The organism is Frigoriflavimonas asaccharolytica, from assembly GCF_013294015.1.
GTDB classification, from domain to species: domain Bacteria; phylum Bacteroidota; class Bacteroidia; order Flavobacteriales; family Weeksellaceae; genus Frigoriflavimonas; species Frigoriflavimonas asaccharolytica.
The window spans coordinates 141,608-159,915 of the sequence record NZ_JABSNO010000005.1 but is presented as its reverse complement, the minus strand read 5'-3'; the positions used below and the strand labels follow the sequence as shown (position 1 = coordinate 159,915).

Sequence of the window (18,308 nt, the reverse complement as noted above, 5' to 3'; positions counted from 1 at the left end):
TGTTTTATGTTTGAAATAATATAATATATAGGAATTTTTCAGGTGATTTAAATTAAAATCGCTTCCAGAAATCGAAATATGGCACATATATTTTTCAACTTTTAAATTTTTAAATAGTCTTTGTAAAATTCAGCCTTCGGATTTCACAGATCTGCACAGATTTTATAGCGCTTTAATAGCGCGTTCATCCGTGTAAATCCGTGAAATCCGTGGGTGAAAAATATTGCTTTTTAGCCTTATCAACCAAAACATTGTGGAAATTTTAAACTAAAAAAATAACCAAAAATTTTCTTTAAAAATAATTTTAAATTTGCCAAAAATATAATACGAATGACAATAGAAACACCACAAAATTACCTTGATAATGTAGATGAAGAAAGAAGCTTTGTTTTTAAGAAGTTGTATGATACAATTAATACAAATATCCCAGAAGGTTTTGAGGCACAAATATCTTACGGTATGATTGGTTGGGTAGTTCCATTTTCTATCTATCCAGATGGCTATCATTGTTCGCCAGAATTGCCATTGCCATTTTTGAGTATCGCTGCGCAGAAGAATTTTTTTGCAATATATCACATGGGAATTTATGCAGATCCAAGTTTGCTCAATTGGTTTGTAGAAGAATATCCGAAGCATTCCAAAAGGAAACTCGACATGGGAAAATCTTGCATTCGCTTCAAAAAAATAGAAGAAATTCCTTTTGAATTAATTGCAGAATTATGCCAGAAAATGACTGTAGAACACTGGATTTCGTTATACGATAAGAATTTTAAAAAATAATTTTAACTCTTGAAATGGTTAGGGAAACTAACCCGTATTTTGGAAATAAATCTAAGCTTCCATGTTATAAGAAATTTATATAATTATTTCCAAAAACCATAATTTTGAAAAATTTATTCCGCTTTTCTTACCTCAATTTTTACAGATTTACTCGTAGGTGTATTGCTTTCCCTTGCTACAGATTTTACAGGAACTAAAACATTCGTTTCTGGGAAATATGTTGCACAGCAAGTTTCTGGAATATCGTACGGAATTACTAAAAATCTATGAGCAACACGTTCTCTATCATCATCAAAATTGTGCAAATTCACCACGTCTAATTTATTTAGACCACGTTTTTCCATATCATTTTTATTCATGAAGATTACGCGTCTTTCGTTATGAACTCCACGATATCTATCGTTCAATCCATAAATTGTTGTGTTGTATTGATCATGACTTCTTATGGTCATCATCAATAATTCTTCTTCTTTTAATTGAATCATTTCTGCTTTAGAAACAGAAAAATTTGCTTTATTATTTTCTGTTGGGAAATCACCGATTCTAGAAGAATTTGGTAAATAGAAGCCACCCTCTTTTCGAACTCTCAAATTATATTTGTCAAAACCAGGTATTGTCCTTTCTATTTCATCTCTAATCAGGTCATAATCATGATGCAAACTCAACCAATCTATGGTAGATTTTTCGCCCAATACTTCTGTTGCCAAATGACAAATAATAGCCACTTCGCTCATTAATTGATTGCTCACTGGTTCCAACTTTCCTTCACTTTTTTGGATAACGCCCATGGAATTTTCGCAAGTCACAAATTGCGGAATTCCCTTTTGAATATCGGCATCACTTCTACCAAACGTTGGCAAAATGATGGCTTCTTTTCCAGTAATTAAATGTCCGCGATTCAATTTTGTAGAAATTTGAACGGTCAATTCACATTTTTGAAGCGCTTCCGCAGTGTATTTTGTATCTGGTGTTGCGCTCAAAAAATTGCCACCCAAACCGAAAAATATTTTTCCTTCGCCTTTTTGCATTGCTTCTATAGATTCTACCACATCAAAACCATGTGCTCTCGGGACCGTAAAATTGTAATTTTCTTCTACTTTATCCAAAAGCCATTTCCAAGGTTTTTCGTATACGCCCATCGTTCTATCTCCTTGCACATTGCTATGTCCACGAACTGGGCAAGTTCCTGCGCCAGGTTTTCCAATGCTGCCTTTCATCAACAAAATATTCACGACTTCTTTGATGGTATCTACAGAATTCTTGTGTTGGGTTAATCCCATTGCCCAACAAATGATGATCTTATTTTTGAATTTTAATTTGTCTGCAATGTCTTTTATTTGTTCTAAAGAAATGCCGCACATTTCGGAAAGTTCATTTAAATTTAGAGATAAAATGTGTTTTTTATAAGCTTCAAATCCTGCAGTTTCATTATTAATAAAATTCTGATCTAAAACTTTCCCCGGAAATTCTTCTTCAAATTTCAATAAATAATAGCCAATCGCTTGCATCAATGGTAAATCTCCATTTATTTTAATATGCAAATAGTCTGTAGAAATAGTAGGCTTGGTTCTCAATAATCCTCGAATCGTTTGCGGATCATTAAATGCGATCAAACCTGCTTCTTTCATAGGATTTACACCGATGATCATCGCACCGTTTTTTCTGGCTTTTCTTAATGCAGTAAGCATTCTTGGATGATTGGTGCCGGGATTTTGTCCCATGATAATAATGGCATCTGTCTCATAAAAATCTTCTAATTTCACAGAACCTTTTCCAATTCCCAAAGTATCTCCAAGTGCAACACCACTGCTTTCATGGCACATATTGCTACAATCTGGCATATTATTCGTTCCGTAGGCTTTTGTAAAAAGTTGGTGCAAAAAAGCGGCTTCGTTGCTTGTTCTTCCGCTAGTGTAGAAAATTGCTTCATTGGGAGAAGCAAGTCCATTTAGCTTTCCGGCAATTTTTTGAAATGCATCTTTCCAAGAAATTGCTTGGTAATGCGTTGCGCCTTGTGCTAAATACATGGGTTGCGCCAATCTGCCACTTTTTCCAATTTTAAAATCGTCCCATTCTGCCATTTCTTGCAGAGAATGTTTTGCGAAAAAATCTGCGTAAATTACTTTTGTAGTTGCTTCTTCGGCAACTGCTTTTGCGCCATTTTCACAATATTCTCCTAAAGGACTTCTTTCATCATCTGGATCTGGCCAAGCACAACCTGGACAATCAAAACCATCCATTTTGTTTAGAGAATTTAATGCGGACATACCACGTTTTACTCCCATCGCTCCAAAAACATGTTTTGCAGACTCAAATATTGCAGGATATCCTGCTGCATATTTTTTCGGTTCTTCTAAAGATATTTCTTCAAAAGTTGGTGGATTTTCTGGATTGGGTTGATTATGATTGTTCGACAAAATATTTTGATTTAAAATTGAAAGATAAAATTAGCGAATTTTTTGACCATTATGGTACGAGTAATGATAAATTTTTACATTAAAATCTTCTTAGACAAATTATATGTTGAAAGAAATTTAACCTAAATTTTTCACACGTTCTGCATTAGTATAAATATTAAAACTGCCATTTTTCAAAAATCCTATTAAGGTAATTCCGAAATTTTCTGCAGTCTCTATCGCTAGAGAACTTGGTGCGCCGATTGCACAAACCATTTGTATACCTGCCATTGCGGCTTTTTGCAAGAGTTCAAAACTGGCTCTTCCGCTTAATAATAAAATGTTTTCCTGAAGGAAAAACGCTTCTTTTGAGGATTTAAGAAATTCTGCACCAATCAATTTATCTAACGCATTGTGCCTGCCAACATCTTCTCGATAGGAAATTAATTTTCCATCAGTAGAAAAAAAAGCAGCAGCGTGAATTCCACCTGTGCTTTGAAAAGTTTTTTGAACTTTGTATAGTTCTTCTGGCAAACTGAAAAGAGTCTCCAAATTGACCTCAATATCTACAATTTCTGCGGGAATTCTGCGCGTTTGATGAATAGCTTCGATGCTTTCTTTGCCACAAACTCCGCAACTGCTGGAAGTGTAGAAATTTCTTTTCAATTTTTCAATATTTGGATCAAAATTTTCTGACAAGTTGATTGTGATCCAATTGAAGCCTAAATTTGACGGAATTTCTTGTTCAATATTTTTTCTGGAAAATAGAATTGCTTCCGTATGCAAAAATCCAACAGCCAGTTCTTCATCATTTCCTGGTGTTCGCATTGTTACGGAAACTGGGAAAATTTTGCCTCCGTTGGATTTTAAATTAATTTCTAAAGGTTCTTCAATTGCCACAACGTCTTGCTTCTGGGAAATTTCTTTTCCAGATTGTTGTACTTTTTTTACAAAAACTTTTTTAATCATTACAAATATCGTTGTTATTCATTTTTAAATTTTATGAAAAAAAATGCAGTATAAAAATACTGCATTTGTAATGTAATCTTCAATTTAAATTCTCTCTATATCTGCACCCAAGGCTCGTAATCTGCCATCAATGTTTTCATAACCACGATCTATTTGCTCTATGTTGTGGATTATAGATTTTCCTTCGGCAGAGAGAGCTGCGATCAAAAGTGCATTTCCTGCGCGAATATCTGGAGAAACCATGGTAGTTCCTCTCAAAGGGAATTCATGATTGAGGCCAACAACTGTTGCTCTGTGAGGATCGCACAGGATAATTTGTGCTCCCATATCGATCAATTTATCTACGAAAAATAGGCGAGATTCAAACATTTTTTGATGCACCAAAACAGTTCCTTTTGCTTGTGTGGCAACTACCAAAATAATTGAAAGCAAATCCGGCGTGAATCCTGGCCAAGGAGCATCTGAAACAGTGAGAATTGAGCCGTCTATAAATTTTGAAATTTTATAATTTTCTTGCGCAGGGATATAAATATCTTCGCCGCGTCTTTCTAATTGTATTCCTAATTTCTGAAAAGTTTGAGGAATGATCCCAAGCTGATTCCAATTGACGTTTTTGATGGTGATTTCTGATTTCGTCATGGCTGCAAGGCCAATCCACGAGCCTATTTCTACCATATCGGGAAGCATGGTATGTTCTGTACCACTCAATATTTCCACTCCTTCAATAGTCAACAGGTTGGAACCGATACCAGAGATGTTGGCGCCCATTCTGTTTAGCATCTTGCACAATTGTTGCAAATATGGTTCGCAAGCTGCGTTGTAAATTCTAGTTTTGCCTTTTGCCATTACTGCTGCCATCACGATATTGGCTGTACCAGTAACTGAAGCTTCTTCTAAATGGATGAATTTACCAACGAGTTCTTTGGCGGAAAGTGAATAGAAAAAATTCTCATCATCATAACTGAAGCTTGCTCCCAATTCTACAAGACCTTGAAAGTGAGTGTCTAAACGTCTTCTTCCAATCTTATCTCCACCTGGAGTTGGCATATATGCTTCGCCAAATCTAGCCAACATTGGGCCTAAAAGCATAATCGAACCACGCAATTTTGCGCCATCTTTTTTAAATTCTTTAGATTTTATATAATCGAAATTGATGTTATTTGCTTGAAAAGTGAAATCTCCATGGCTGTTTTTGGTAATTTTCACACCAAAGTCTCCCAAAATTTCTATCAATCTATTAACGTCGTGAATGTCCGGAATATTTTTTACGCGAACTGGTTCTTCCGTCAATAGTACTGCGCACAATATCTGTAAAGCTTCATTTTTTGCTCCTTGTGGAGTAATTTCTCCGCTTAGTCTTTTCCCTCCTCTTATTTGAAAACTGCCATTCATTATTTTCTCCTGTTTTTGTTTTGATAATTTCTAGGATTGTTATTATTGCTTTTTTGGTACCTATTTCTTTTGTTTGTGTTGGTAGAATTACTAGTACTGGAATAATAAATTTTACTTTTTTCCAAAGCTTCAATTGTTGTAAGATCCAATCTATTTTCAGAAAGCTCTTTCAAATGGCGAAATATTACATCATCTGTTACATGTTCTTTGTTGTAGATATTGTAGGATTTCTTCATATTATTTGCAATCACTTCTATCAAAGCTTCTTTTTCATCGCCTTCTTCAAGCTCAATTGCTTTCTCTATTAATTGCAAAATACTTTTACCATAAAATTTGAAATCTCCCTGCAATTGTGGATATTCCATTTGTTTCGGTTTGGATTTTAATTCATCTTCTGTAGGAAAAGGATACGGGGAATCCACATCCAAATCGTGATTAGCAAGAATGTATATATGGTCCCAAAGCTTATGTTTATAGTTGTCTTCGTCTCTTAATGATGGGTTTCTTTGTCCCATTAAATCCACAATTCCGTGGCTCATTTCTGTACGTTCTTCTTTAGTTTCTAGTGTTTTGCAACGTTCCACCAATTGCTGTATAATTCTACCATATTCTGGCATATGCAATTGTGTTCTGTCTGTATTATATTCCATGATACAAATATAGTATTTAGATTTTTTTAATTAAAGTATGTTGATAATTTAGCCCAAAAATTTTTTTCTTTCATTTGGAGTTGGCAAATAGCATTTTTGGCTAGATAAATTTTGCCTGTATTTTGAAACAAAATCGTAGAAAGGATTTCTTAATATTTTTGGTAAAACGGTAAGGTAAGAAAGTATTTTGTATTTTCCACCAATAATATCAGCGATTTTGAAAACTGCATCAGATTTTGTGAGGTAAAATGTTTCTGGCTTCCATAAATATAGGGTTGTAAAAATTTTAGGACATAAACCTCTTTTCGCAAGAAAGTTTTGTCCGAAATCTGATTGCAGAGAAGCAAATAAAAATTGATCCTTATTATCATTTTTTAAAATCCACTGAACCCAAAAGTTGCAAAATCCGCATTCACCATCATATAAAACATGGTATTTGGAAGTGTCTGTCATCTATATTCTATTTATAATTTAACGATCAATATTGTGAAACTTGATTTGATTCTAAAATTTCCATTCTTATTTTTTTAAAATATTCTACCAGCATTTTTCTATTTTCATCCGATAAATTTGTCTCTGTATGAACAATTGTATAAGAATCTAAAGGCATTTCTTTAGTTTCGATTTCATTTGCTGCTTCTTCTAATTTATGCGCTTGCTTTTTTGGCTCATAGGTTGCAAATTTAGAAAAATTTAGATGCTTTCTACCATCTTCAAAGTGGCTTTCTAAAAACCAACCTACAGGTTGCAAACTTGCGTACCAAGGATATTTTGTTTCATTTGAATGGCAATCATAGCACGAAGCGTTGATCAGTTTTGCTATTGGTTCTGGTGTTTTTTTTATGGTTAAAAAATCCACACCTTTATTTACAGGTTCATTCGTTTTATCAATTTGAAAAAATTGAATAAGTATAAAAGCTAACAAAAATACGTAGAATATTTTTTTCATTGGGGTAAATTTTAAAATTAAATTTAATTAAGTAAAGATACCTATTAAATCACAAATTATAAATCTTATATTTGCAAAAAAATTTTTGGGCTTCAAAAACTGAAGTAACCCATTAATAATATATTTATTAAACAAAATTTTATGAGCAATCTTGTAGCCATTGTTGGCAGACCAAATGTAGGAAAATCTACACTATTCAATAGACTTTTAGAACGCAGAGAAGCAATTGTAGATTCCGTTTCTGGAGTAACGAGAGATCGCCACTATGGAAAATCTGATTGGAATGGAGTAGAGTTCACCGTGATAGATACTGGTGGATATGAAATAAATACTGAAGACATTTTTCAAGGCGAAATTTCTAAACAAGTGCAATTGGCTATTGATGAGGCAACATCCGTCATCTTTATGCTTAATGTACAAGAAGGACTTACAGATACTGATTACGAAATTTTCGAGAAGTTGAGAAGAGCCAACAAAAAAGTATATGTTACCATCAATAAAGTAGATTCTTCTCGAGATGAACTTCCTGCAACGGAATTTTATCAATTAGGAATAGATAAATATTACACTTTATCTTCTGCAACAGGAAGTGGAACAGGTGAATTATTAGACGATTTGGTTAATGATTTTCCAACCAATGAATACAAAGATCCTTTCGAAGATTTACCAAAAATCACCATTGCAGGTAGACCGAATGTTGGGAAATCAACTTTGACAAATGCACTTTTGGATGCAGAAAGAAACATCGTTACAGATATTGCAGGTACTACGAGAGACAGTATAAAAACGTTGTACAATAAATTTGGACATGAATTTGTGCTTGTAGATACAGCAGGAATGCGAAGAAAAGCTAAAGTTTCTGAAGATTTAGAATTTTATTCTGTAATGAGAGCGGTTCGTTCTATAGAATATTCCGATGTTGTAATCATCATGATTGATGCTTCTCAAGGTTGGGAATCTCAAGATATGAATATCTTCGGTTTAGCACAAAAAAATAGAAAAGGTGTCGTTATTTTAGTAAATAAATGGGATTTGGTAGAAGACAAACAAACCAATACCATGAAAGATTATGAAGCTAAAATAAAAGATAAAATTGGTTATTTTACAGATATTCCAGTTCTTTTCATCTCAGCTTTAAACAAACAAAGAATTTTGAAAGCTGTAGAAGTTGCAATGGCAGTTTATGAAGTTAGAAAAAAGAAAATAAAAACTTCAAAATTAAACGAAATAATGCTTCCAATTTTTGAAAAAACTCCTCCACCAGCTTTAAAAGGAAAGTATGTAAAAATTAAATATTGCGTACAACTACCTACACCTTCGCCACAGTTTGTATTTTTCTGTAATCTTCCGCAATATGTGAAAGAAGCTTACAAAAGGTTTACAGAAAATCAATTGAGAAAGCAGTTCGGATTTACAGGTGTTCCTATCGAAATTTATTTCAGACAGAAGTAGTATTTTATATTTAAGTATAAACTTTTAACCACAGAAGAAACAAAAGAAAAAAGTTTGAATGTCACTCTTCTAAGACGAAAATACTTCCGTAGTATAATCTTAATGATGTAGCGACTTAATTTTTATTATATTTTGTTCCTTTTGTGGTTTTAAAATAAACATTTAATGATTACAGTTTTATCACATAATTTTTCCCTTGTCAATTCTTGGATCAACGATTTAAGAAATGTAGATATCCAAAATGATCGTCTTAAGTTTCGTAGAAATATGGAACGTATCGGCGAAATTGCTGCATTTGAAATTAGTAAAACATTGGAGCAGAAAACGGTAGAAATTACAACTCCTTTAGACAAAATATTATCTCAAGAAATTGCTGTACAGCCAGTAATTACTACAATATTAAGAGCTGGAGTTCCATTGTTTCAAGGTCTTTTAAATTATTTTGATAAAGCAGATTGTGGTTTTGTAGCAGCCTACAGAAAACACGATGCCAACGATTATTTCAGCATCAAACAAGATTATCTTACTTGTCCAGATTTGAATGGCAGACCTTTAATTGTTGCAGATCCAATGCTTGCAACGGGCGCAAGTTTGATAGAAGCCATCAAAGATTTGTTGAATCATGGAAAACCTACAGAATTGCATATAGTAGCCGCAATTGCGAGCAAAATTGGCGTAGATACTATCCAAAATGCATATCCAGAAGCGAAAATTTGGGTAGGAGTTATAGATGAAAAATTGACAGACAAAGGATATATTTCCCCAGGTTTAGGCGACGCAGGAGATTTATCTTACGGAGAAAAATTGCAAAGATAAAATCATCTAAACATCTACCGCCATCACCAAAACGCTCACTTTGTTAGTTGGTTCTTTCAAAATTTCCCAGGCAACTTGGCTCATCGTATTTCCGGTAGTATAAACATCATCAATAATTAAAACGTGTTTGCCGATTAGATTGGCATTCAATTCAAAATTATTTTCTATATCTCCGCGGCCTTTTTTGGTTTTAAAAGTTTGAGATTTTTTGTAAAATTTTCTGATGACGTCTTTACAATGATGCTCAATTTTTAAATGTTTAGCCAAGATATTTGCATACAAATGCAATTGATTGTAGCCTCGCTCTCGTTCTTTTTTAGAATGTAGTGGTACAGAAATTATCAAATCAAAATGATAGTCATTAAAATTGATGCGCTCAATAGTCCAATCTGCAAGGCTTTTGCCAACATTTTCCCTGCTGCTATATTTTAATTGATGAATTATTTTCCTGCTTAAACTTTTGTCTTGAAATTCCATTAAGGTAAAAGCATTTTCTAGAGGAAAAAGCAAATTGCAACGCTCTTTAAAACTGTTTTCCTTCACGAAATTAAAATGAAAAAACTGAATATCTTCAAAGCATATATTGCAAACCAAGGATTCACATGGTACAATTCTATTGCATTGCAAGCAACGATTTGGGAAAATTAAATCTAGAATCATATATAAAGATAAAAAATATTAACAGTATTTTTTCATTTTTTCAAAATATTTCAAACTCAAATTATATTACCTTTGCAAAATGATAAGAATTACTAAAATTTTCACATTTGAAACCGCGCATGTTCTATACAATTATGATGGAAAATGCAAAAATATGCACGGTCATTCCTACAAATTATTTGTCAGCATCAAAGGAAAACCTATTGATGATATAGACGACGTGAAAAATGGAATGGTGATAGATTTTGGCGACATAAAAAAAATTGTAAAAGATCAAGTAGTAGATCAGTGGGATCATGCGGTGATGGTCAACGGAAATTCCCCTCACAGAAGTTTGGGCGAAAATTTAGAAAAAGAAGGGCATAAAGTCATTTTTTGTAATTACCAACCAACCTGTGAAAATATGTTGTACGATATAGCAGAAAAAATTAAAATACATTTGCCAAAACAAGTAGTATTATCTTATTTAAAACTTCACGAAACCGAAAATTCTTATGGAGAATGGTTTGCTGAAGATCAAGTTTAATTTGAAAATATAACAATCTACCAATTTTTAAATATTAAAATCAAAATTAAACATCCTAAAACAATTTGAAACCAAATCAAACCATAATTAAACTTGACAAGAACAAAAAGATCTACTTCGCATCTGATCAGCATTTTGGTGCGCCATCTGTTGCTGAAAGTAAAGTGCGGGAAGAGAAATTTATCCGTTGGCTTTCTGAAATTAAAAATGATGCACAAGTTTTATTTTTGATGGGAGATTTGTTTGATTTTTGGCACGAATGGAATCACGTAATTCCAAAGGGATATGTGAGGGTTTTAGGAAAATTGGCAGAATTGAAAGATGCCGGAATTGATATTTATTTTTTCGTGGGAAATCATGATCTTTGGATGAAATCTTATCTGGAAGAAGAAATTGGCGCAAAAGTATTTTTTGAAAAGCAATATTTTGAGGTTAATGAAAAGCAATTCTTATTAGCACACGGAGATGGACTTGGTCCAGGAGACATTGGATATAAAAGAATGAAAAAACTCTTTACAAATCCAATTGCACAATGGTTTTTTAAATGGTTGCATCCAGATATTTCTATGAAAATGGCGCTCTACTTTTCACAGAAAAATAAAATGATTTCTGGAGAAGAAGACCAAGAATTTTTGGGAGAAGATAAAGAGTTTTTAATTATTTATTCTAAAGAAAAACTTAAAACTGAGAAAATTGATTTCTTTATTTATGGTCATCGCCATTTGCCTATGGTTTTAGATTTAGAAAATGGAAAAGCGAAATATATCAATTTGGGAGATTGGATTTCCTATTTTACTTATGGCGTTTTTGACGGTGAAAATTTTGACTTGAAAAGTTTTGAAAAATGATGCCAGAATTAAAGGATGTTTTCAACATAAAATCAGAAGGAATTTTCCAGGAAAAATGCTTGGAAGTTTTTCGCTACCAATATCAAAATGTTGAAGTTTATAAAAAGTTTGTAGATTTTTTAGGAAGAGATGTTTCCAAAATTCAAAAAATTGAAGAAATTCCTTTTTTGCCGATAGAAATTTTTAAAAATCATCAAGTTTTAGATAAAGATTTTCAAACAGAATTATTTTTCCAAAGTTCTGGCACCACACAAATCAACCGGTCTAAACATTGGATTGCAGATGAAGATTTGTATAAAAAAAGCATTGTAGAAAGTTTCAAAGAATTTATTGGCGAACCGAAAGATTATGTGATACTCGGTTTGCTACCTAATTATTCTGAAAATAAAAATTCTTCCTTAATATATATGGTAGATTTTTTGATGCAAGATTCTGGACAAAAAGAAAATGATTATTTTCTATATAATCATCAAGAACTTTTTCATTTGTTGAATAATTTAAACCATAAAAAAATACTTTTGTTCGGTGTGTCTTTTGCTCTTTTAGATTTCTTAGATTTTGTAAAAGAAGAAAATTTTGTGATAAAAAATGAACAATTAACCATCATAGAAACTGGTGGCATGAAAGGTAGAAAAGAAGAAATAACAAAAGATGAACTTCTAAAAATCTTTAGAAATGGTTTCAATACTAATCAAATTTTTTCAGAATATTCTATGACGGAGTTGCTATCTCAAGCCTATTCTTTGGGAAAAAATTTATACCAAACACCAAATTGGATGCGCATTTTGATAAGAAATACAGAAGATCCTTTTCAATATGTAGAAACAGGAAAAACTGGAGCTATCAATATTATTGATCTTGCAAATTTGCATTCTTGCAGTTTTCTTGCAACACAAGATTTGGGTAAAATTGAACGTACAAATGATAAAGAATTTTTTTCTGTGCTAGGAAGAATTGATTATTCGGATATACGAGGTTGTAGTCTTTTGGTATCTTAAAATTTATTAATGAAAATAAAAGTAGAAGAATTAACGCACGCTTTTTTGCAAAAATTCTGCGATTTTGAATGTAATATCGCCTTGATCAATCATTTTCATACAGATTGGGAAGCAGATATTTTGATGATTAATAATGATGGCTTTAGTCACGAAATTGAGATTAAATTATCGAAAGCAGATTTTAAAAATGATTTTAAAAAATCTTACACCAATCAGCAATCAGGAGAAAAATTCTTGAAACACGACAAGATTTCTTGTGGAGATTATGTTTGCAATCATTTTAGTTTTTTATTTCCAATGGGAATGGTAGAAGCGGAGACGATACCAAAACATTGCGGCATTATAGAATTTTATCACAATCCAGATTCTTGGGAAACTACATTTTATGAAATTAGAAAACCTGCGAAAATACATGAAGATTCTTACTGGAAATTGGTAGATAAAGGTGCCTTTACTAGAATTCTTGCTCGGAATTTGCTGTTTAAAAAATTTCAACTAAAAGGAAAATCAGAAGAATTGATCTTTAAGATGCAAGAATTTCAGAAGAAATAGCATTTTTTTTTCATATTTTAAATTATACTATCAGAAAAAATATATAGAAATTATCTGTATATTTGTAAATTATAATTTTAAATACATAAATGGATTCGGACAGTTTATTCAAACTACTTTTAGCATTGTTTTTAGTGCTTTTAAATGGCTTTTTCGTAGCCGCAGAATTTTCAATAGTTAAAGTAAGATATTCTCAAATTCAGATAAAAGCTGCAGAAGGCCACAAAATGGCAAAGCAAGCAGAGCATATTATCAAAAATTTAGATTCTTATCTATCTGCCACACAATTGGGTATTACGTTGGCTTCACTTGGTTTGGGTTTCGTGGGAGAAAGTGCTCTTCATCATATAATAGAAGGTATTTTTGTGCAATTTAATTTGGAAATTGCAGAAGCAACTATTACCACAGTTTCTTTGGTATTAAGCTTTCTTATTATTACGGTTATGCATATTGTTTTTGGAGAATTGGTGCCAAAATCTATCGCTATTAGAAAGGCAGAGCCAACTACAATGTTTATTGCAACGCCTTTAAGGTTATTTTTTAATATTTTTAAACCATTTATTTGGTCCATGAATGCAATTTCTAATGCATTTTTAAAATTAATAAAAATTCACCCTGTTTCTGATCATGAAATACACTCTACAGAAGAGTTGCAGCTTTTGGTAAAACAATCTGCGGATTCTGGTGAAATACAAGAGGAAAATTATGAAATCATTAAAAATGCTTTTGATTTTACAGATCATTCTGCAAAGCAAATAATGGTACCTCGTCAAAATATTTTATCTTTAGATCTCGATGATCCTATTGATGAATTGATAGAAACCATCATGGAAAGCGGCTATTCTAGAATTCCAGTTTATGAAAATTCTATAGACGATATTAAAGGTATTTTGTACACAAAAGAAATCATCCGAGAATTTGTAAAAAGAAAAGGGGCGCTTTCTCATGAAGATCTTAGAGAATTGATGCGAGAGCCATTTTTTGTAGTTGGAAGTAAAAAAATATCTGATCTTTTAAAAATGTTTCAGCAAAAAAAGCAGCATTTGGCAGTTGTAATTGATGAATTTGGTGGAACAGAAGGCATCATAACTTTGGAAGATATTTTGGAAGAATTGGTAGGGGAAATTCAGGATGAGGAAGATGATGAGGAAAATATTGTAGATCAAGTTGCAGAAAATATTTTTTGGGTACAGGCTACACAACCTTTGGAAGAAATAAATGAATTTTTGCCAGTGCCACTTTTAGAAGATGCAGAGTACAATACTTTAGCGGGTTTTATATTGAATCAGCTGGAAGATATTCCCGAAGAAAATCAAGAGTTTGAACATTCTAACTATCATTTCAAAATTTTGAGAATGAATAATAGAAGTGTGGAGTTGGTTGAGTTGGTATACAACAAACAACCAATTGATTTGGATGATGTTTCCGCAGAAAATGCTGATATTTAAATTAAAGTAATGAATTTTTTAAAAAATACGCTCAAAAATTACGAAAATCCTAGTAGAGAATATGAGGAAGATGTTCTCGTTTTAGAAGATACTGGATTAAATAAAAAATTAGTGGTTTATAATGACGATATTCATACCTTTGATTATGTGATAGATAGCTTGATAGAAGTGTGTAAACATACTTTGGAACAAGCAGAACAATGCACGATGCTCATTCATTACAAAGGAAAATGCACTGTGAAATCTGCAAGTATGGATGTACTTTTGCCAATGCATGAAAAATTATTGTCCAAAAGTTTGACGTCAGAAATTTTTTAAAATATATAAAATGCTTGTAATAGGAATAGCTGGAGGAACAGGATCTGGAAAAACTACCGTTGTAGAAAAAATAGTACAACAACTTGATTTGAAAGGTTTAAATATTATTTCTCAAGATAATTATTATCATGATAATTCCCAATTGACATTAATTGAAAGAGAAGCCTTAAACTACGACCATCCTAAATCTATAGATTTTGAATTATTGATAGAGCATGTGCGAGATTTAAAAGCTAAAAAAGCTGTAAGTCAACCTATTTATAGTTTTGTGACGCATTCTAGAACGGGAGATTACAACCATATAGAACCAAAAGATGTTTTGATTGTGGAAGGTATTTTGGTCTTGACGCACAAAGAATTGTTGAAAGAATTTAATCTAAAAGTATTCGTACACGCAGATTCTGACGAAAGATTGATCCGTAGAATTCGCCGAGATACGCAAGAAAGAGGTAGAGATTTGAATGAGGTTTTGCACAGATACCAAACCACGTTGAAGCCGATGCATCAAGAATTTATAGAACCTTCTAAGAATGAAGCAGATCTAATAGTTCCCAACATGAAACAAAATAATGTGGCTATAGATTTTCTCACAACGGTGATTAATAATTCTTTAAAGTCTCATTAATGAAAGAATTAATAAAGGATATAAAAAAAATAAACCCTGGTTGGAAATTTTTTAAAACCTATTTTTTAAATAAATATCTCATAGCAATCACCGCATTTCTAGTGTGGATGATATTTTTTGATAGTACCTCTTTTCTCGTTATCAATGAAATGAATAAAGAAATAAATAAGTACGAAAAACAACTCGATTTCTACAAAACAGAATACGAAAAAAACGATGCTTTCTACAAAAAATTGATGAATAACAAAGATGAGAAAGAAAAATTTGCCCGCGAAAATTATTTCATGAAAAAACCAAACGAAGAAATTTTTATCTTGGTGGTAGACAGTGCAAATATTAAGTAATTTATAAAGTCAGGAGTCAAAATTTTATTAAAAATATTTAAATTATGTTCCAGGAAAACACACTTTTAGATTGGGAAAATCTTGTAAAAAAACAATTGAAAACTGAAGATATTTACAGTGTTTTAAATGCTGAAAATTTGGAAGGTGTAGAAATTCACCCTTTTCAAGATCAAATTGAATATCCGATGCAAAATCTGCCGAAAGTAGCAGAAAGTACCTATTTGGTTTCAAAATATCATCAAAATTTAGAAGAAGATGTGCTGGCATTTTTATTAGAAGAAAATGTAGAATTTTTATCGGATAAAAGTATTTTTATTAATAATAAAGATCTTGCAGAGCACATCAAACTGGAAGATGATAACAAATATTATTCGTTAGTTGATGTTTTTGAAATCGAAAATGGAGTTTTGAACGTGCAATTAGCAAAAGAACTTCTTGCGAAAGATTTTAAGAGAAATATCTGTATTGATGTATCATTTACACAAAATTGTGGAGCATCAATCGTTCAACAATTGGCAATAGCTTTGTCTAAATGCAAAGAGTTAGTAGAGAATTTTGGTACAGGAATCTTCAATAAATTAATTTTTAAAATTGCTGTTGGTTCCAATTATTTATTTGAAATTGCGAAGATTAGAGCTTTGAAATTATTATTCAATCAGCTTTCTAAAGAATACAATTTAAATGAAATCCCTTTTATTTTTGCAGAAACATCTATCAGAAATAAAACTAAAAGTGATGCAGAAAACAATCTTATCCGTTCCACACTAGAAATTTCTTCTGCCATGATTGGTGGTGCAGATGCAGTTTTTTCCAACGATTTTCGCATAGAAAATAATACAGATCTATCTGAAGAAATTTCCTTCAAGCAGCAAATCGTTTTGGCCTATGAAAGCATCGTAAATGTATTTGATGATGCTGCAAATGGTAGTTACTTTATAGAAGACTGCACCCAACAATTTGCAGAGAAATCCTGGAAAAAATTTATACAAATAGAAAAAGAAGGAGGCTATTCTTGCTACTATCAGAATTTAAAAGTAGAAATTCTTGCGCACGCAAAATCCGAACATCTTTGGGTAGAAGAAGGCAAAATAAAATTAGTAGGTTTCAATATTTATCCAAAAAAAGAAACTATAAAATCTGTAGAAGATTTGTACCAAACCGAAAACTTGAAAGCTGTACGTTGGTCGGAAATTTATGAATAGTTTAATTTCAATTTGAACTTAAATTTTCCCTGCCGTAAAAAATTAATGTTTTTGATTATTTTAAATATTTTTAACCAATCAAAAAAGGCAAGTTTAAAAAGAAGGTAAATATTTTTGCGACTTGTATTTTTAAGCCCATATTTTTTGCAGTTCATGTTTAAAAATCTTTAGCAAGCGTTAATTATGAATTTTCAAAAATTTTTTACGCCAGAATTTTCAAAATTCATCAATGCCAATCTGAAAGTAGATTTGCATTCTTTTCTATTAAAAAAATCGCCTTTTTTAGATTTTTCCATTCAAGAATTGGCGCAGCAAATAAAAGGTAGAAACGTAGCCGAGAAAAAATTTCCATTTCTTCTAAAAGATGGAATTGTATTTCCACCAAATATTAATTTGGAGCAAACATCATCTATTTATACCGCAGAATATAAATCTAAATTATTAAAAGGAGACAAATTTTTAGATTTAACCTGTGGCTTTGGAATTGATGCCTATTTCTTATCAAAAAATTTTCAGCATGTAACTTTGGTAGAAAGGAATGAAGATTTATTAGAAATTGTAGCGCACAATTGGCACATTCTTGGAAGAAAAGCAAATTTTATTAATGAGGAATTAGAAAATTTTATCAATACGAACACAGAAAATTACGATGTTATTTATTTAGATCCAGCACGGCGAAGTTTGGAAAAGAAGAAAGTATTTCTACTTGAAGATTTGTCGCCCAATATCTTGGAAATTCAAGATTCTCTGCTAGAAAAGGGGAATTTGGTCATTACAAAATTATCACCAATGATAGATTTATCTTACTTGGTTTCAGTTTTGAAAAACATAAGTAGAATAGACATTATAGCGCTGAAAAATGAGGTGAAAGAAGTGCTTGTTCATCAATCTAAATTTCATGTTTGTAATGAAATAGAAGTTTTTTGTGTCAATTTAGAATCAGGCGAAAGTGATTTTCACTTTATATTTGGTGGTGAAAAAGCTGCAGATCCAGTTTTTTCTGATTTTCAAAAGTATCTTTATATACCAAATAATTCCATTTTAAAAAGTGGCGCATTTAATTTATTAACAGAAAAATTTGCGATTTCAAAATTACATCCGAACACACAATTATATACTTCAGAAAATTTAGTAGAAAATTTTCCCGGTAGAATTTTAGAAATGAAAATTATTTCTTCCAAAGAAATTAGAAAATCTGAACAATGGAATATTATTTCTAAAAATTATCCGCTATCTACAGCAGAAATCGAAAAAAAATATAAGATAAAACAAGGCGGAATTGGATATTTAATTTTTTCTCAATCTAATTCTGGAAAAATAATTTTGCAAAGCATTTAAAATTTTATAAAATATCTTGTAGCAAAGGGCAATATTTCTTATTTT

The 18,308-nt window shown here is 31.7% G+C and carries 20 protein-coding genes and 1 pseudogene; 13 read left to right on the top strand and 8 right to left on the bottom strand.

The genetic code is table 11. The annotated features are described in order from the left end of the window. The first annotated feature begins 330 nt into the window (after positions 1-330). Positions 331-780: a DUF1801 domain-containing protein gene (locus HNQ03_RS05005; protein WP_173778567.1), complete on the top strand. Its 450-nt coding sequence runs from the start codon at positions 331-333 to the stop codon at positions 778-780. Between the two features lie 113 nt (positions 781-893). Here the strand turns inward: HNQ03_RS05005 and HNQ03_RS05000 are convergent, their stop codons facing one another. From HNQ03_RS05000 to HNQ03_RS04975, 6 genes are all read right to left on the bottom strand, one after another. Beyond that, positions 894-3,197 carry an FdhF/YdeP family oxidoreductase gene (locus tag HNQ03_RS05000; protein WP_173778566.1) on the bottom strand — a complete coding sequence of 768 codons (2,304 nt, stop codon included), beginning with the start codon at positions 3,195-3,197 and terminating at the stop codon, positions 894-896. A 117-nt stretch (positions 3,198-3,314) separates the two neighbouring features. Beyond that, a complete protein-coding gene (fdhD, locus tag HNQ03_RS04995; protein WP_173778565.1) occupies positions 3,315-4,145 on the bottom strand; it encodes a formate dehydrogenase accessory sulfurtransferase FdhD in 831 nt (276 codons plus the stop codon). Between the two features lie 84 nt (positions 4,146-4,229). Continuing rightward, complete coding sequence (murA, locus tag HNQ03_RS04990; RefSeq protein WP_173778564.1) at positions 4,230-5,537, bottom strand: UDP-N-acetylglucosamine 1-carboxyvinyltransferase; 1,308 nt, start codon at positions 5,535-5,537, stop codon at positions 4,230-4,232. Then, positions 5,537-6,187, bottom strand: coding sequence for a DUF4290 domain-containing protein (locus HNQ03_RS04985; protein WP_173778563.1), 651 nt, complete (start codon positions 6,185-6,187; stop codon positions 5,537-5,539). The genes murA and HNQ03_RS04985 overlap by 1 nt, the downstream gene beginning before the upstream one ends. Before the next feature lie 48 nt (positions 6,188-6,235). Beyond that, positions 6,236-6,640: a thiol-disulfide oxidoreductase DCC family protein gene (locus tag HNQ03_RS04980; RefSeq protein WP_173778562.1), complete on the bottom strand. Its 405-nt coding sequence runs from the start codon at positions 6,638-6,640 to the stop codon at positions 6,236-6,238. Between the two features lie 25 nt (positions 6,641-6,665). After that, positions 6,666-7,136, bottom strand: a complete 471-nt coding sequence (locus tag HNQ03_RS04975) for a heme-binding domain-containing protein (protein WP_173778561.1) — start codon at positions 7,134-7,136, stop codon at positions 6,666-6,668. A gap of 141 nt (positions 7,137-7,277) precedes the next feature. Between HNQ03_RS04975 and der the strand changes: the two genes are divergently transcribed. Both der and upp read left to right on the top strand, forming a co-directional pair. Further along, positions 7,278-8,588 carry a ribosome biogenesis GTPase Der gene (der, locus tag HNQ03_RS04970; protein WP_173778560.1) on the top strand — a complete coding sequence of 437 codons (1,311 nt, stop codon included), beginning with the start codon at positions 7,278-7,280 and terminating at the stop codon, positions 8,586-8,588. 165 nt (positions 8,589-8,753) lie between these two features. Then, positions 8,754-9,404, top strand: coding sequence for a uracil phosphoribosyltransferase (upp, locus tag HNQ03_RS04965; RefSeq protein ID WP_173778559.1), 651 nt, complete (start codon positions 8,754-8,756; stop codon positions 9,402-9,404). A 6-nt stretch (positions 9,405-9,410) separates the two neighbouring features. Here upp and HNQ03_RS04960 read toward each other — a convergent pair whose 3' ends face one another. Continuing rightward, positions 9,411-9,881 carry a ComF family protein gene (locus HNQ03_RS04960; protein ID WP_226927431.1) on the bottom strand — a complete coding sequence of 157 codons (471 nt, stop codon included), beginning with the start codon at positions 9,879-9,881 and terminating at the stop codon, positions 9,411-9,413. Between the two features lie 126 nt (positions 9,882-10,007). Then, positions 10,008-10,064 (bottom strand): annotated as a pseudogene (locus HNQ03_RS16170) (hypothetical protein); the annotation flags it as partial. Between the two features lie 79 nt (positions 10,065-10,143). Between HNQ03_RS16170 and HNQ03_RS04955 the strand changes: the two are divergent. The 10 genes from HNQ03_RS04955 (at position 10,144) to HNQ03_RS04910 (ending at position 18,263) form a co-directional block, all read left to right on the top strand. Then, positions 10,144-10,590: a 6-pyruvoyl trahydropterin synthase family protein gene (locus tag HNQ03_RS04955; RefSeq protein WP_173778557.1), complete on the top strand. Its 447-nt coding sequence runs from the start codon at positions 10,144-10,146 to the stop codon at positions 10,588-10,590. A gap of 65 nt (positions 10,591-10,655) precedes the next feature. After that, positions 10,656-11,438, top strand: coding sequence for a UDP-2,3-diacylglucosamine diphosphatase (locus tag HNQ03_RS04950; RefSeq protein ID WP_194305155.1), 783 nt, complete (start codon positions 10,656-10,658; stop codon positions 11,436-11,438). After that, positions 11,435-12,436 carry a LuxE/PaaK family acyltransferase gene (locus HNQ03_RS04945; protein WP_226927427.1) on the top strand — a complete coding sequence of 334 codons (1,002 nt, stop codon included), beginning with the start codon at positions 11,435-11,437 and terminating at the stop codon, positions 12,434-12,436. Before HNQ03_RS04950 ends, HNQ03_RS04945 begins: the two co-directional genes overlap by 4 nt. A gap of 9 nt (positions 12,437-12,445) precedes the next feature. Continuing rightward, positions 12,446-12,988: a hypothetical protein gene (locus HNQ03_RS04940; RefSeq protein WP_173778556.1), complete on the top strand. Its 543-nt coding sequence runs from the start codon at positions 12,446-12,448 to the stop codon at positions 12,986-12,988. An 89-nt stretch (positions 12,989-13,077) separates the two neighbouring features. After that, complete coding sequence (locus tag HNQ03_RS04935) at positions 13,078-14,436, top strand: hemolysin family protein (RefSeq protein ID WP_173778555.1); 1,359 nt, start codon at positions 13,078-13,080, stop codon at positions 14,434-14,436. A gap of 9 nt (positions 14,437-14,445) precedes the next feature. Then, positions 14,446-14,754, top strand: a complete 309-nt coding sequence (locus HNQ03_RS04930; RefSeq protein ID WP_173778554.1) for an ATP-dependent Clp protease adaptor ClpS — start codon at positions 14,446-14,448, stop codon at positions 14,752-14,754. A 10-nt stretch (positions 14,755-14,764) separates the two neighbouring features. After that, positions 14,765-15,379, top strand: coding sequence for a uridine kinase (gene udk / locus HNQ03_RS04925; RefSeq protein ID WP_173778553.1), 615 nt, complete (start codon positions 14,765-14,767; stop codon positions 15,377-15,379). After that, positions 15,379-15,723: an FtsB family cell division protein gene (locus tag HNQ03_RS04920; protein ID WP_173778552.1), complete on the top strand. Its 345-nt coding sequence runs from the start codon at positions 15,379-15,381 to the stop codon at positions 15,721-15,723. The genes udk and HNQ03_RS04920 overlap by 1 nt, the downstream gene beginning before the upstream one ends. Positions 15,724-15,767: 44 nt before the next feature. Further along, on the top strand, positions 15,768-16,925 hold the full coding sequence (locus HNQ03_RS04915; protein ID WP_173778551.1) for a methylmalonyl-CoA mutase family protein: 1,158 nt from the start codon (positions 15,768-15,770) through the stop codon (positions 16,923-16,925). 183 nt (positions 16,926-17,108) lie between these two features. Continuing rightward, positions 17,109-18,263: an RsmD family RNA methyltransferase gene (locus HNQ03_RS04910; RefSeq protein WP_173778550.1), complete on the top strand. Its 1,155-nt coding sequence runs from the start codon at positions 17,109-17,111 to the stop codon at positions 18,261-18,263. Positions 18,264-18,308: the final 45 nt, after the last annotated feature.